We start from the raw sequence: 13725 nt of genomic DNA on the forward strand, positions 1-13725 counted from the left end.
GACGGAGAAGCTGGCGAGCGGTATCGATGCGTTCGCCAAGGATCTGGAGGCGTTGCGGCAGACGATCCGCGAGCGGCTGTAAGCGCTGGCGGTTGCATGGCTGCGGCCTGAACGCCGCCGCTGGCGTTGACGTGGCGTGGACGCAACTTCACTCGGGCTTGCCGCCGGCAGGCAGACACTCGGGCCATGTTCCATAAACAGGGATCGACCATGAAGACGAGCTTCCGCGTGTTGTGCCTGGGCAGTCTGCTCGCCGTATCGGCCGTCGCCGGCGCCCAGACCTATGGCCCCAAGGACGAGGGACGCCGCTTCAACGACGGCAGCAAGGTGGTGTGCCACAACGTCGAGGTCCAGCGTAATTCCAAGGACCCCAACCGCATCACCGGCACCGCGACCGGCGCCGTGGTCGGGGGGCTGCTCGGCAACCAGGTCGGCGGCGGCAACGGCAAGAAGCTGGCCACGGTCGCCGGTGCGGTGGCCGGTGGCGCCGCAGGTCGCCAGATCCAGGGCAACCAGCAGTCCAAAAACGGTGATCGCGTGGTTGAGCGTCGCTGCGAGCGTCAGTACCGCTGATCAAGCGCCGCACACTGCGTTGCCGTTGATGTGGGCAACAGGATCACGAAATGACGGCCCGGTGGGTCGTCATTTTTTTGTGCGCGGCCGGATGGCCGGATCAGCGCAGCGGCGGACTGCCCGCCAACGTGCGCGCCCCGGTGATGATCATCCGCAGCATCTGGGTCAGCTGCTCGATCAGTTCCGGATCCTTCTCCGGTGGCAGATCCACTGCAGTGGCGCCCATCGCGAACACCAGCCGGGTAATCGCCTTGGAGGCCAACGCCGGTTCGTGCAGGCGCGCGCCGTCGGCGGCCGCTAGGCGGATCAGGTCGACCCGCAGTTCGTCTTCGAAGTAATTCAGTTCGCGATCCACCGCATGCTTGAACGCGTCCGAGCCGGCGGTGCCTTCGCGCAGCAGGACATGGAGCAGGCGGTCGTCGGCGCGCAGCTGCTCCATGAAGGTCTCCACCGAGAGGCGGATCACGCTGCGGTCGGAGGAGGCGGCGCGCTGGCGCGCCTCGCCGATGATGGTGCGCAGCGAGCGCCCGGCCAGGTCGATCAGGGCCACGGTCAGCTCGTCCATGTCGCGGAACTGCCGGTAGAACGAGTTCGGGGCGATCCCGGCTTCACGCGCGACCTCGCGCAGGCTCAGCGTGGAGACGCTGCGGTGCGGGCCGATCAGGGCCAATGCCGCGGCCAGCAGATCCTCACGTGAGATCGAGGCTTTGCGCGCGGGATGGGCGTCGTCGGAGGCGGGCAGGGGCAGGTCTGGGGAGGTCATCAGGGGCAGCGCGGTCAAGTCCCTGAATCATAGCCCGTCCCGGCCATATACAACTGTATACACAGTCGTATGCTCGGCCGTATAGTGCGCAGCATGAGCACCGTCCCGCGCATTTCCGCCCGCCGTCACGTCGCCAGCCCCCGCCGCTGGGTCCCCGAAGCGCTGTTCGACTTCTGGGGCACCCGTCTGCACCCGCTGTGGACGCTGCGCCGCCCCCTGGCCCGGCTGCTGTCGCGCACCGCCGAGAGCGCGGATGCGGTCACCCTGGTGCTCACGCCCAACCGCCATTTCCGTGGCCTGCTGCCGGGCCAGCACGTCACCCTCGGCGTCGAAGTCGATGGCCGCCGCCTGTCGCGCAGTTACAGCCCGACCGTGCTGGCCGACGGCCGCTTGGCGATCACCGTCAAGGCCATCGCCGGCGGTGCCGTCAGCCAGCATCTGGCCCATGCCGCGGCGATCGGTGACGTCTTTGAGCTGGGCCAGGCGTTCGGTGACATGACCTTGCCGCAGGCCTCCGGCGAGCGGCTGTTGCTGCTGGCCGCTGGCAGCGGCATCACCCCGATGCGCGCGCTGCTGCGCCAGCTCGATGCTGTCGGCATGCCGGGCCAGGTGGACCTGGTGTACTGGGCACGCCGGCGTGAGGAAGTGTGTTTCGCCGACGAGCTGGCCGCGCTGGCGGCGCGCCATCCCTCGTTCACGCTGCACATCGCGCTGACCCGCGACCCGACCGCACCGGCGTCGCGCGTGGATGCATTCGCCTTCGCGGCGCTGGGCGATCTGAGCACCGCCCGCACCCTGGTGTGCGGCCCGGGTGGCTTCGTCGATGCAGCGCAGGCGCGCCTGCACGGCCAGGTCGCGTCGCTGCAGTCCGAGGCGTTCACGCCGCCGGTGCTGCCGGATGCCGAAGAGGGCACGGTGCAGGTCGAACTGCGCCGCAGCGGCCGCACGCTTGCCCTGCCACGCGGCACTTCGCTGCTGCAGGCGCTGGAAGCCGAAGGGCTGCGCCCGGCCAGCGGCTGCCGCATGGGCATCTGCAATACCTGTGTCTGCGGCAAGGTGTCCGGCGTCACCCGCCACACCCTGACCGGCGAGCATGCGGCCGAACCGGCCACGCAAGTAAAGCTGTGCGTGAACAGCGCCAGCACCGACCTGATCCTGGAGCTGTGACCATGTCTTCCGTGCACAACCGCGCGCTCTCCCCGGCCGAACTGCAGGCCTTCGGCGCTGAACTCGATGCACTGCGCGCGCGCCAGCTGGCCACGCTCGGTGCGCGCGATGCGCGTTACATCCGCCGCGTCGTGGCCGCCGTACGCTGGACCGGCGTGGCCGGCCGCGCGTTGCTGTTCCTCGGTGCCTTCGTGCACAGCGTGCTGATCCCGGCGTGGATCGCCGGCGTGGTGATGCTGGCGCTGTCCAAGATCCTGGAAAACATGGAGCTGGCGCACAACGTCATCCATGGCCAGTACGACTGGATGGGCGATCCGCAGCTGCAGGGCAGCACCTATGAGTGGGACATCGTCGGCACCGCCGACGCCTGGCGCAAGACCCACAACTTCCGCCACCACACCTACACCAACGTGCGCGGGCTGGACGACGATATCGGCTACGGCCTGCTGCGCATTTTCCCCGAGCAGCGCTGGCGCCCGTTCTACCTGATGCAGCCGGTGGTCGCGGTGGTGTTCGCGCTGCTGTTCGAATGGGGCATCGCGATCCAGGACCTGCGCCTGGGCCGCGTGTTTGCCGGCAAGATGACGCTCAAGCAACTGGGCAGGCAGTTCCGCCCGGTCGGCCGCAAGATGGGCAAGCAGATGTTCAAGGACTACCTGCTGTTCCCGGCACTGGCCGGTCCGTTCTTCCTGCCGGTGCTGCTGGGCAATGTGGCGGCCAACCTGATCCGCAACGTGTGGACCTACGTGATCATCTTCTGCGGCCACTTCACCGCCGAGGCCGAAACCTTCCCGAAGGAATGCGTGCGTGATGAGACCCGTGGCCATTGGTATCTGCGCCAGCTGCGCGGCTCATCCAACCTGACCGGTGGCAAGCTGATGAACGTCATGTCCGGCAACCTCAGCCACCAGATCGAGCACCACTTCTATCCGGATATCCCGGCCAACCGCTATGCCGCGATCGCGGTCGAGGTGAAGGAGATCTGCGCGCGCTACGGCCAGCACTACAACACCGGCTCGTTGCCGCGGCAGTTCGGCCAGGTGATGTGGCGCATCGTCCGCCATGCGTTCCCGAGCAAGCCCGGCCGCGTGCGTGCGCTGCCGGCGGTGGGCGAGGCCAGCCGCCAGCCGGGCTGATCACAGCGGGAGTTCAAGCTGCAGGCGCAGCAGCGGTGATGCGTTGCGTTGCCGCTGCAGCTGCTCGATGCCGTCCTCGCTGATCCGCCGCTGCCCGGTGCGCAACGTCCGGTGGAGCGCGTTGTTGATGCTCAGCCGCAGTTTGCTGCGGGCGCCGATCGACCACAGCGAATACAGATCCAGCTCGCGCCCATACGCGCTGATCTCGAACTGGCCGGGGCTGACCTGCACGGTGCCGCCGGTGCGGTAGGTATAACTGCCGCCCACCGTCCAGCCGGTGCGGAGCGGGTAGTCCGCGCCCAGGGTGCCGCTGAAACGCACTTGTTCATCCAGCCGGTTGTCCGGGCCGGGGACATCCTCCACACGCGAATCGTTGGCGGTTGCATTGAAGCGGACCGACACATCCGGCGCGCCCGTGATCAGCTGCGGAAGCCGCAACGCGGTATCCAGCTCTACTCCCCAGGTCGTCGCGGAGCCACCGTTCACCGGTGACGCAACCCAGCGCCCCTCCTGCAGGTGCGTCTCGGTGCGGATCACATCGCTGATCCGACGCACGTAACCGCCGACGCTGAGCTGCGCGCCCCCCTTGCCGGCGGTTTCGTAGGACAGGTCCACCCCGGTCGCCAACTCCGGACGCAGGGCCGGGTTGCCACGTTCGTCAGGGTTGAGCGGGCGGTTGTTGGTGGAGGTGTACGGGCGGGGGATGAGCGCGGCCAGGGTGGGCGAGCGATAGGTACGGGTGAGTGCAACGCGCAGCTGATCGCGCCGGGTGCCGGGAATCTTCCAGAGCGACTGCAGCACCGGCGACAGCACCTGGTCACGCCGATGGATGCCGCTGAAACCGCTGCCGTCACTGCGCGTCTCGATCTGCTCCCAGCGTGCGCCGGCATACAGCGACCAGCGCTCGCTGAGGGTGAGGTCGTCCTGGGCGTACACGGCCAGCCGCCGGATGCGTGCGTCGAACGCCAGATCGCTGATCCAGCCAGCGTCGTCGCCGACCGGCAGCAGGTGCTGTGCCCGCGCCTCGTCGCGACGATCCTCGCTGGCCTCCCAGCCGAGCTGCAGCGCATGCCGCCCGCGGCCGGGAAGCGTGTATTTGCCGGTGCTGTTGAGCTCGCGCACGGTCAATCGTGCATCGGTGTGGTCCTCCAGGTTCTGCTGCCCTTGCTGCGCGTAGCCCTGTTCGCGATAGATGTAACGCTCGCGGTTGCCGCCCAGACGCAGTTTGGTGGTGAACGCGCTGCCCTGCTCGAAGGTGCGGGTCCAGGTGGCACTGCCGGTGGCCTGCGCGACCTCGATACGGGTGCGCTGCTGGTAGCGGGCGCGCCGCAGCGGCTCGCCCAGTGGGGTGGTCCAGTCGATAGCGGTGGTGCGGTTGAAGCGGCTGGCATCGGCGACGCCCTGCAGGGCAAGGATGTCGCCGTTCTCCAGAGTGGTTTCCAGGCTGGGTGCGAGCGAGAGCACATCGCGGTTCCCGCCCGCACGCAGGGTGGTGTCGCGCAGCGCGATGGGGGTTCCCTGCCGATCCCACACACGTTCGGTGCCGGTTTCCTCGACCAGGAACTCGCGGCGCGATGCGGTGGCGGTGACCGAACTGCTGCGGTGGCCGGCGCGCCGGTTGCGCTGCCAGCTGACCGACGGCGTGTTCTGGCCGTTGCTGCGGCCCCAGGCCAGCGACAGCTGTTCGGTATCTTTGCGCGCGCCGGCGGCCAGGACGATGTTGATCGAGCCGGCAATGGCCTCGGCGCGCTGGTCGGCCGTCGGTGCGCGGAGGATCTCCACGCGTTCGACCATCTCCGGCGTGAGCGAATCCAGATCGAACCCGGCCGGTGCCTTCTGGCCGTTGAGCAGGATCTGGGTATAGCCCGCGCCGAGGCCGCGCAGTGACACCGCACCGCTGCGACCGGGCGCGCCGGTGCCCACGGTGATGCCGGGCAGGCGCTTGAGCGCATCGACCAGGCCGATATCACCAAACTGGCGCAACGTGTCCGTGCCGAACACGATCCGGGTGGCCGTGTCATCGCGGCGCGGGTCGTACGCCGGTCCTTGCACCTGCACGGCCTCCAGCTCGGTGGGGGGCGGTGCTGATGACGGTGCGGGCAGCGACTGCGCAGCGCTGGAGAACGCGGCGCACAGCGGAGACAAGGCGAGGACGATGCGGAACGTGGATGACATGGGCAGTCCGTGCAGAAAGGTGGCGTGGACATTTCGCCGGGCAACACGCGCCCCTCCTGTGGCCAGGAAAACGAAATGCAGCAGTGGGGCTGGGATGTGGAGCGGGTCAGCCGGTCATGGCAGGTGCGCCTGCGGATCGACGCGCTCACCGTGGCGGAGCATCTCCAGATGCAGGTGCGGTCCGGTCACGCGCCCGGTGCTGCCGACCCGCGCGATCTGCTCGCCGGCGTGCACCTGCTGGCCGACCACCACATCGGCGCCCTGCAGGTGCGCGTACAAGGTCTGCCAGCCCTGACCGTGGTCGATGACCACCACCGTGCCGTACTGCGGACCGTCCGGGTAGGCGGTGGTTGCCGCCACGATGCGGCCGTCCGCCGGCGCGAGGACCGGCGTGCCCGGGCGGGCGCCGAAATCGGTGCCGCGATGCGGTCGCTGCCGGATGCTGCCGGTATCGCCGAAATGTCCGGTGATCCTCGGTGTGGCCAGCGGTGACTGGAACTGCACCTCGATGGGGGTATCGCTCAACGGCGGCAGCGGCAGTGCGGCCTCCGTCGCCGAGACCTCTTTTGGCGTGCTACTGACGGCGGTGCCTGGCAAGGGACGCGCTGCACTGGCCTGCATGACCACCAACAAGGCGCCGATCAGCAATGCGCTGCCCAGCAGGAGCGCGCGTCCCGATCCCGACAGCGGCCGCGCAGCATCGCCATGCAGCATGTGCCGGATGCGGATTTCATGCCCGGCCAGATCGCGGTGGGTCAGGGCGGTGGTGGGCGCGTGGGCCGCTGCGGAAAGGCGCAACGTGCGCACATACGCCGTGGCGAAGTCACGCCCGCCATGTGCATCCCCCGCGAGGGCCTGCGCATCACATCGCAGCTCGGCCGCCAGCTGCACGCGCGCGGTGAGGCGGCGCAGGAACGGGTTGAACCACAGCAGGGCGTTGAGTATCGCCATCAGGCCGGCGCGCTGCGGATCGCGGCGCGTCAGGTGCGCCGCCTCATGGCCCAGGATCAGGCTGAGGGCGCGATCGTCCAGCTGCTCCACGGCCGAGAGGGGCAGCACGATCAACGGCCGCGGCCAGCGCACCGCGAACGGACTCACCGGCAGCGCGCTGACCCGGCAGACGATGCCGGCCGACCGCAGTCGCTGCGCCGACGCACGGCTGCGCGGGCCCGGCCAGGCCCCCGGTGCGATCGGCAGGGTCGCCCGGCACAGCCGGCCGGTCGCCCACGTGCCGACCAGCACGCGCAGCAATGCGATACCCAGGCCGGTGACATACAGCGCGGCCAGCCACGTGCTGGTGGCCGGCCCCGCCCACGGGGAGCTCACCAGGCCCCCTTCCGCCGCACCGGCAGCCCCGAGGTCCAGCGCGGCAGGCAGCGGCAGCATCAGTGCCGGGGGCAACGAGACGAGCGGTGCGGGGGCCCACAGCGCCACACACACCGACAGCAGGACCGGCATCACCGCCAGCAACCACACCCCCATCCAATAGCCATACGCGGCGTGGGAGAGACCCAGACGGCGGTGGACACGTTGCCCGGCAGACCACGCCACCCAGCCGCCCGCCAGGGCGCCAACGGCATGCGCGCCCCAGAAGCCCAGCGTCAGGACACTCATGCCGGATCGTCCTTGGCGGGGGCACGCAGCAGCGCATCGAGCTGCTGCAGTTCCTGTTCGCTGAGCAGGCGGCTGTCGGCGAAGGCCTGCGCCGGCAATGCGCCATCGATCTCGAGCACCCGGCGCGCGAAGTCCGTGCTGAGTGCGGCCAGTGTGGCCACCTTGCCGACCTTGGCGCGGTACATGTTCAGCCCGTGCTCGACGGTTTCTTCCACCAGCCCTTTGTCGACCATGCGTTCGAGCGTCTTGCGGGTGGACGAGTAGGACCAGTCCAGCGCCGCGGCGGCGCCGTTGTGGACTTCGCGCGCACTGCAGGCGCCTTGGCGCCACAGCGCTTTGAGCAGTTCCAGTTCGGCATTGGAAGGGGTAGGCGGCACAGACATGGCAATCCCGATGTGGCGAGGTGTCGCAAGTGTGCGACATGTGTCGCACTGGATGCAACAGCGGTGTCATTGATGCGGATCAATGCCGTCACAGGTGGGGTGCGTACCATCCGAATGTGCAGCGCGGTGCCAGGAGGGGGCCGTGCGGTAAGGAATCCGTGCTGCCAGGCACCGGGCCACCGGTGCCTCCTGTGGGTCCGTCAAAAAAGGAGTGGTGATATGGCTGTCGAGCAACAGGGCGTGCACCGGGCACCGGTGATCGATAAAGAACCCGATGCCACGGGGGCCTACTGGTCCAACCGGCCCGAGAACACACTGCCGCCGCCGGACATGATGGGCGCCTACATGCGTAATCGCCCGGTCGCACCGGCCGGCGTGGCAAACCGCAAGGCGTGGATCATCGGCACCGGTATTGCCGGCCTGGCCGCGGCGTTCTATCTGATCCGCGATGGCGGCATGCCGGCGGCGAACATCACCCTGATCGACAGCCTGGACATCGAAGGCGGTTCGCTCGATGGGGCCGGCGACCCCGAGCAGGGCTACCTGGTTCGCGGCGGCCGCGAGATGAACTGGAACTACGACAATTTCTGGGACATGTTCCAGGACGTGCCGGCGCTGGAACTGCCTGCCGGCTACAGCGTGCTGGACGAGTACCGGGTGGTGAACGACAACGACCCGAACTACTCCAAGGCCCGGCTGATGCACCAGCAGGGGAAGATCCAGGACTTCTCCACGTTCGGGCTGAGCAAGCCGCAGCAGTGGGAACTGGTCAAGCTGCTGCTCAAGCGCAAGGAAGACCTCGACGATGTGACCATCGAGGACTACTTCAGCGAGGGCTTCCTGCAGAGTAATTTCTGGTTCTTCTGGCGTTCGATGTTCGCCTTCGAGAACTGGCAGAGCCTGCTGGAAATGAAGCTGTACATGCACCGCTTCCTGGACGCCATCGACGGCTTGAACGACATGTCCGCGCTGGTGTTCCCGAAATACAACCAGTACGAGAGTTTCGTCAAACCGCTGGTGAAGATGCTGCGCGAGCAGGGGGTGCAGGTCACCTTCGGTACCCGCGTGTACGATCTGGACATGCGCGTGGCAGGCGATACCCGCACCGTCACCGGCTTGCGCTGCCGTGTGGCGGGCAACGATACGCTGCTGCCGGTGGCCGAGGGCGACCTGGTGTTCGCGCTGACCGGCTCGATGACCGAGGGCACCGCCTATGGCGACATGGACACGGTGCCGGTACTGCAGCGTCCGCGCGAAACACCGGGGCAGGACAGTGACTGGGCACTGTGGCGCAACCTCGCCGCACAGTCGCCGATCTTCGGCAAACCGGAGAAATTCCACGGTGACATCGACCGCTCGATGTGGGAGTCGGCCACGCTGACCTGCCGCCCCTCGCCACTGGTGGACAAGATCAAGGAACTCTCGGTCAACGACCCGTATTCGGGCAGGACCGTGACCGGCGGCGTGATCACCTTCACCGACTCCGCCTGGGTGCTGAGCTTCACCGTCAACCGCCAGCCGCACTTCCTCGACCAGCCCAAGGATGTGCTGGTGGTGTGGGTGTATGCGCTGCTGATGGACCAGAACGGCAACCACGTGGCCAAGCCGATGCCAGCCTGTACCGGCCGCGAGATCCTGGCCGAGCTGAGCTACCACCTGGGCATCGTCGATCAGCTGGATGAGATCGCCGCCAACACCAAGGTGCGCACCGCGCTGATGCCGTACATCACGGCGCAGTTCATGCCACGCGCGGCCGGCGACCGCCCGCACGTCGTGCCCAGGGGCTGCACCAACCTGGGCCTGCTGGGGCAGTTCGTGGAGACCCACAACGATGTGGTGTTCACCATGGAAAGTTCGGTGCGCACCGCCCGCGTGGCGGTGTATACGCTGCTGGACCTGCCCAAGCAGGTGCCGGACCTGAGCCCGACCCAGTACGACATCCGCAACCTGATCAAGGCGGCGCGTGCGCTCAACAACAACGCACCCTTCCCGGGCGAGCGACTGCTGCGGCGGGTGCTCGACAAGACCTACTTCGCGCACATCCTGCCGCCGCTGCCGGACACCGAGCACAGCCGTACCGGCTTCATGGAAGAGGAGGTGTCCTGGCTGGTCGGCAAGGGCGGCAGCGCGTTGAAGGATCTCTCCACGCGGCTGGAAACGCTGCGCGAGAACCTGGCCAAGCGCGGGACGTAGCCCGGCACCGCCGCCCCATGCGGATGGGGATCGGCGATACTGCAGGCTGATCGCCTGCTGAGATGCACGGACCCGCCCCACATGTCTTTTGACGCGACACCTCCAGCGGCCGAGCGCCAGGATGTCACCCGCCTGCTGCGCCGCTGGAGCGAGCAGCAGGACATCGCCGCCCGCGATCAACTGCTCGCGCTGCTGTATGCGCAGCTGCGTGGCATGGCCGTGGCGCGGCTGGGCACTGCCCGGGATGGCGTGCTGCAGCCGACCGTGCTCGTGCATGAGGCGCTGATGCGGATGATCGGTGGGGAGATCGGCTACCGCGATCGCGTGCATTTCCTATCGTTGGCGGCACTGAAGATGCGCAGCGTGCTGGTGGATCACGCACGCGCGATGACCGCTTCCAAGCGGGGCGGAGGTGCGATCAACCTGACCCTGTCGTATGCCGACCAGGAAGCCAGCCCCGATCACGATGCCTTCGAAGTGTTGGCCCTGAACCGCGCGCTGGAGCAACTGGCCACCTTGGATGAGCGCGCCGCACGCACGGTGGAATGGATGTACTTCGGGGGAATGAGCCGCGAAGAGATCGCCCAGGCGCTGGATGTGTCGGTGCCCACGGTCGATCGCGATCTGCGGTTTGCCAAGGCGTGGTTGAACCGGCACCTGGCCGGGCCGGCCACGCGCGCATGACCGGCCCAGACCGCTGGCGGACGGTGCGCGGGCTGTTCGACGCGGTCTGCGACCTCCCCGAGGCGCGCTGGCGCCCGGTGCTGGGTGAGCTGTGCGATGACCCGGCCGCGATCGACGAAACGCTGCAACTGCTGCGCGCGCAGACCGCCGACCTGGGACGGGTCGAGCATGCACTTGCCGCCGTGATGGCCGCGATGGATGATCCGGCCACGCTGGTCGGGCAACGGCTTGGCCCGTGGCGCCTGAGCCGGTTGCTGGCCGTCGGCGGCATGGGGGTGGTGTTGCTGGCCGAACGTGCCGATGCGCTGTACCGGCGCGAGGTGGCGATCAAGCTGATCCGCCGCGCCTACGACCCGGTACTGGCCACGCGGCTGGCCAGTGAAAGCCAGATCCTGGCCGACCTGCAGCACCCCCATATCGCCCGGCTGTATGACGTGGGCGTGGCCGAGGGCGGCCAGCCCTACCTGGTGATGGAATACGTGCAGGGTGAACCGCTGGACGACGCCTGTCGCACCCTGGCGCTGGATCTGGCCGCACGCCTGCGCCTGTTCGTGCAGATCTGCGGCGCGGTACAGGCCGCACATTCCCAATCCGTGGTGCACTGCGACCTCAAGCCAGGCAACGTACTGGTACGCCCCGACGGCCAGCCGGTCCTGCTGGATTTCGGCATCGCGCATCTGCTCGGTGACGCCAACGATGCCGCGGCCTTCCTCACCCCGGCCTATGCCAGTCCCGAGCGCCTGGCAGGGCGCCCGGCCAGTGTGGTGGGCGATGTCTACAGTCTGGGCGTGATGCTGGAGGCACTGCTGCAGGCCACGCCGCCGCCGGCGCGCGGCGTGCCCCCCGACCTGCTGGCGGTCGCGACCAAGGCCGCTGCTGCGGATCCGGCCGAACGTTATGCTTCTGCCGACGCACTGGCCGAGGATATTGAACGGTATCTGGCACGCCGCCCGGTGCGTGCGCGTCGGCCCAGCCGCTGGCATCGTGCGCGCCTGCTGCTGCGGCGGCAATGGCGCGCCAGTGTGATCGTCACGCTGGTGGCGGTGATGGTGCTGGCCTTCGTGCTGCGCTTGAGCGAGGCGCGTCGGCAGGCCGAGCAGAATGCGGTGGCTGCCGCCGGCATCGCCGACGTGCTGGTGGCCGCCTTCGATGCGGCCGATCCCGGGCTGCGCCACGGCACGCCGATGACCGCGCGTGAGGTGCTCGATCTGGGCGCACGCCGGCTCGAGCAGGACCGCACCGTGTCGCCCGCGCTGCGCGCGCGGATGCAGGCTGCATTGGGGCGCGCCTACCAGAACCTTGGCCAACCGCAGGATGCGCAGGCCCTGCTGCGGGACAGCGTGGCGGGGCTGGTGCACACGCGCGCCGCGCCGCATGAGATCGCCGACGCCCGCGCCAGCCTGGCGGTGCAGCTGCTCAGCGCTGGGCGTGAGAAGGAGGCGCTGGGCAGTGCAGAGGACGCGTTGGGCCTGCTCGAGCAGGATGATGCCCCGGCGGTGCGGGTGAAGGCCTTGAACGCCCGGGGCCTGGCCCAGGCGCAGCTGGAGCAGCCGGCGGCGGCAGAACAATCCTTCCGCTCCGCGCTGGCATTGAGCCGGTGTGGAAACGGTGCGCCGCTTCAGCGCGGCGGCCTGGCGGCGATGGCCAACCTCGGCGATCTGTACCGGAGCCAGGGTGAGCTGGACAAGGCCGAAGCGATCCTGCGCGAGGGTTTGGCCGAGGCATCGCGCGAGCAGGGTGTGCAGGGGGCCGAGTACCAGCGGGTCCTGCGCGCGCTGTCCTCGACGCTGCTCAACCAGGGCCGTATCGATGAAGCGCTGGCGCTGGCCGAGCGCGGCTTCGCGCTGACCCGGCAGATGTTCGGCGCAGGCAGCAGCTACACCGCCGCGGCCGAAGCCGCGCTGGCCGGACAGTATCTCGATCTTGGCCGCTACCAGGCGGCCGACCAGCACTTCCGCAACAGCCTGCAGACCAGCGCCGCGGTGGATGGCGTGGACAGCCGCGCCTACGCGGTCAAACAGTATGCCCACGGCCTGATGGAGGAAGCCCGCGGCGACTACGTGCAGGCCGAACAGAACTACCGCGCTGCGCTGGCGCGCTATCGGGCGCTGCTCGGGCCCGAGCACGCCGACACACTCGACGTGGACATGGTGCTGGCGCGGTTGCTGCTGCGGACCGACCGCACGGCCGAGGCGCAGGCACCGCTGCAGCAGGTGGCCGCCCTGTGGCGGCGCGAACTCCCGCCCGAGTCGCCGCAGCTGCTGGTGCTGCGCCTGGTCGAGATTGAATGGCTGACCCGGGCCGGACAGCATGCCGAGGCCGCCCGGGCCCTCGCCGCGTTCGGCCAGGCCCATCCGAGCCTGCCCCCGTGGCTGGGGCTGCGCCTGCAGATGCAGCAGGCACTGCTTGCCCAGCGCCGTGACGATCCCGCGGCAGTGCCGCTGTCAGCCCAGTTGGTGGACACATTCGCTGGGTTCTACGGGGCCGATTCCACGGCCACCGCCAAGTGGCGTATCCCGCTGGCCGAGGCAATGTTCGCCAACGGCGATGGGGCTGGCGCCCGCGCCCAGATCGCGCGGGCCCGGCCGCACCTGAAGGAGCTGGCGCCGACGTCGGAATTCTTGAGTCGTATCAATGGGTTGGAACAGCGCATGGCGGATCACGAAGCGGGTCTGTCCGGGGGGCGATAGTTTTGTGATGGTCTTCACGGTTTATCGATCAGGAGGCCGATTCCGGGCCTCGTTGATCGAAGGGACACCATGTCAAACCCTCTCCATCCGGACGCCACCCGCGCTGCAGCGCATCCGCCAACAGCCTCCACCGATGCCCTGAACCCGGCTGACGCCGAACGGGACGCCACGCAGGCACGCGGCCCGTTCCGTGCCTTCCGCAAGGCCTATCGCAACGCGCGCGACTGGCATTGCTCCCGCGGGCGCGCCGCGGTCATTGCAGTGCGTTTCGCCTTGACCGGCGACAGCGGCCGCTTCCGCAGTCACGGCGGCTGGATGGTCTCGCGCATCTACACGCCACGGTGAGC

General features: G+C 68.6%; 11 protein-coding genes. 7 read left to right on the forward strand and 4 right to left on the reverse strand.

Features of this window, described 5'->3' with window-relative positions:
- Window positions 1–210 precede the first annotated feature (210 nt).
- Window positions 211–573, forward strand: coding sequence for a glycine zipper 2TM domain-containing protein (locus tag BCL79_RS11640; protein ID WP_102789149.1), 363 nt, complete (start codon window positions 211–213; stop codon window positions 571–573).
- Window positions 574–673: 100 nt separating this feature from the next.
- On the opposite strand, the gene fabR is transcribed toward BCL79_RS11640, so the two are convergent.
- Window positions 674–1336: an HTH-type transcriptional repressor FabR gene (fabR, locus tag BCL79_RS11645; protein WP_026069985.1), complete on the reverse strand. Its 663-nt coding sequence runs from the start codon at window positions 1334–1336 to the stop codon at window positions 674–676.
- Between the two features lie 93 nt (window positions 1337–1429).
- On the opposite strand from fabR, the gene BCL79_RS11650 reads away from it, so the two are divergent.
- On the forward strand, window positions 1430–2503 hold the full coding sequence (locus BCL79_RS11650; RefSeq protein WP_121041353.1) for a ferredoxin reductase: 1074 nt from the start codon (window positions 1430–1432) through the stop codon (window positions 2501–2503).
- A 2-nt stretch (window positions 2504–2505) separates the two neighbouring features.
- Window positions 2506–3639 carry a fatty acid desaturase family protein gene (locus BCL79_RS11655; protein ID WP_121041355.1) on the forward strand — a complete coding sequence of 378 codons (1134 nt, stop codon included), beginning with the start codon at window positions 2506–2508 and terminating at the stop codon, window positions 3637–3639.
- On the opposite strand, the gene BCL79_RS11660 is transcribed toward BCL79_RS11655, so the two are convergent.
- The 3 genes from BCL79_RS11660 to BCL79_RS11670 form a co-directional block, all read right to left on the reverse strand.
- Entirely contained in the window at window positions 3640–5814 is a 2175-nt protein-coding gene (locus BCL79_RS11660; RefSeq protein WP_121041357.1) for a TonB-dependent receptor plug domain-containing protein, read from the reverse strand.
- A gap of 114 nt (window positions 5815–5928) precedes the next feature.
- Window positions 5929–7428: a M23/M56 family metallopeptidase gene (locus BCL79_RS11665; protein ID WP_121041359.1), complete on the reverse strand. Its 1500-nt coding sequence runs from the start codon at window positions 7426–7428 to the stop codon at window positions 5929–5931.
- Window positions 7425–7811, reverse strand: a complete 387-nt coding sequence (locus BCL79_RS11670) for a BlaI/MecI/CopY family transcriptional regulator (RefSeq protein ID WP_121041361.1) — start codon at window positions 7809–7811, stop codon at window positions 7425–7427. Before BCL79_RS11670 ends, BCL79_RS11665 begins: the two co-directional genes overlap by 4 nt.
- Before the next feature lie 219 nt (window positions 7812–8030).
- Here BCL79_RS11670 and BCL79_RS11675 point away from each other — a divergent pair, with 219 nt between their 5' ends.
- The 4 genes from BCL79_RS11675 (at window position 8031) to BCL79_RS11690 (ending at window position 13723) form a co-directional block, all read left to right on the forward strand.
- Complete coding sequence (locus BCL79_RS11675) at window positions 8031–10004, forward strand: oleate hydratase (protein ID WP_121041363.1); 1974 nt, start codon at window positions 8031–8033, stop codon at window positions 10002–10004.
- Between the two features lie 81 nt (window positions 10005–10085).
- Window positions 10086–10688, forward strand: a complete 603-nt coding sequence (locus BCL79_RS11680) for an ECF-type sigma factor (RefSeq protein ID WP_121041365.1) — start codon at window positions 10086–10088, stop codon at window positions 10686–10688.
- Window positions 10685–13378 (forward strand): protein kinase domain-containing protein, encoded by a 2694-nt coding sequence (locus tag BCL79_RS11685; RefSeq protein WP_183073769.1) that lies wholly within the window; start codon window positions 10685–10687, stop codon window positions 13376–13378. The genes BCL79_RS11680 and BCL79_RS11685 overlap by 4 nt, the downstream gene beginning before the upstream one ends.
- 69 nt (window positions 13379–13447) lie before the next feature.
- Window positions 13448–13723, forward strand: coding sequence for a hypothetical protein (locus BCL79_RS11690; RefSeq protein ID WP_121041369.1), 276 nt, complete (start codon window positions 13448–13450; stop codon window positions 13721–13723).
- Window positions 13724–13725 lie beyond the last annotated feature (2 nt).

This window comes from Stenotrophomonas rhizophila, from assembly GCF_003651185.1.
Lineage (GTDB): Bacteria > Pseudomonadota > Gammaproteobacteria > Xanthomonadales > Xanthomonadaceae > Stenotrophomonas > Stenotrophomonas maltophilia_Z.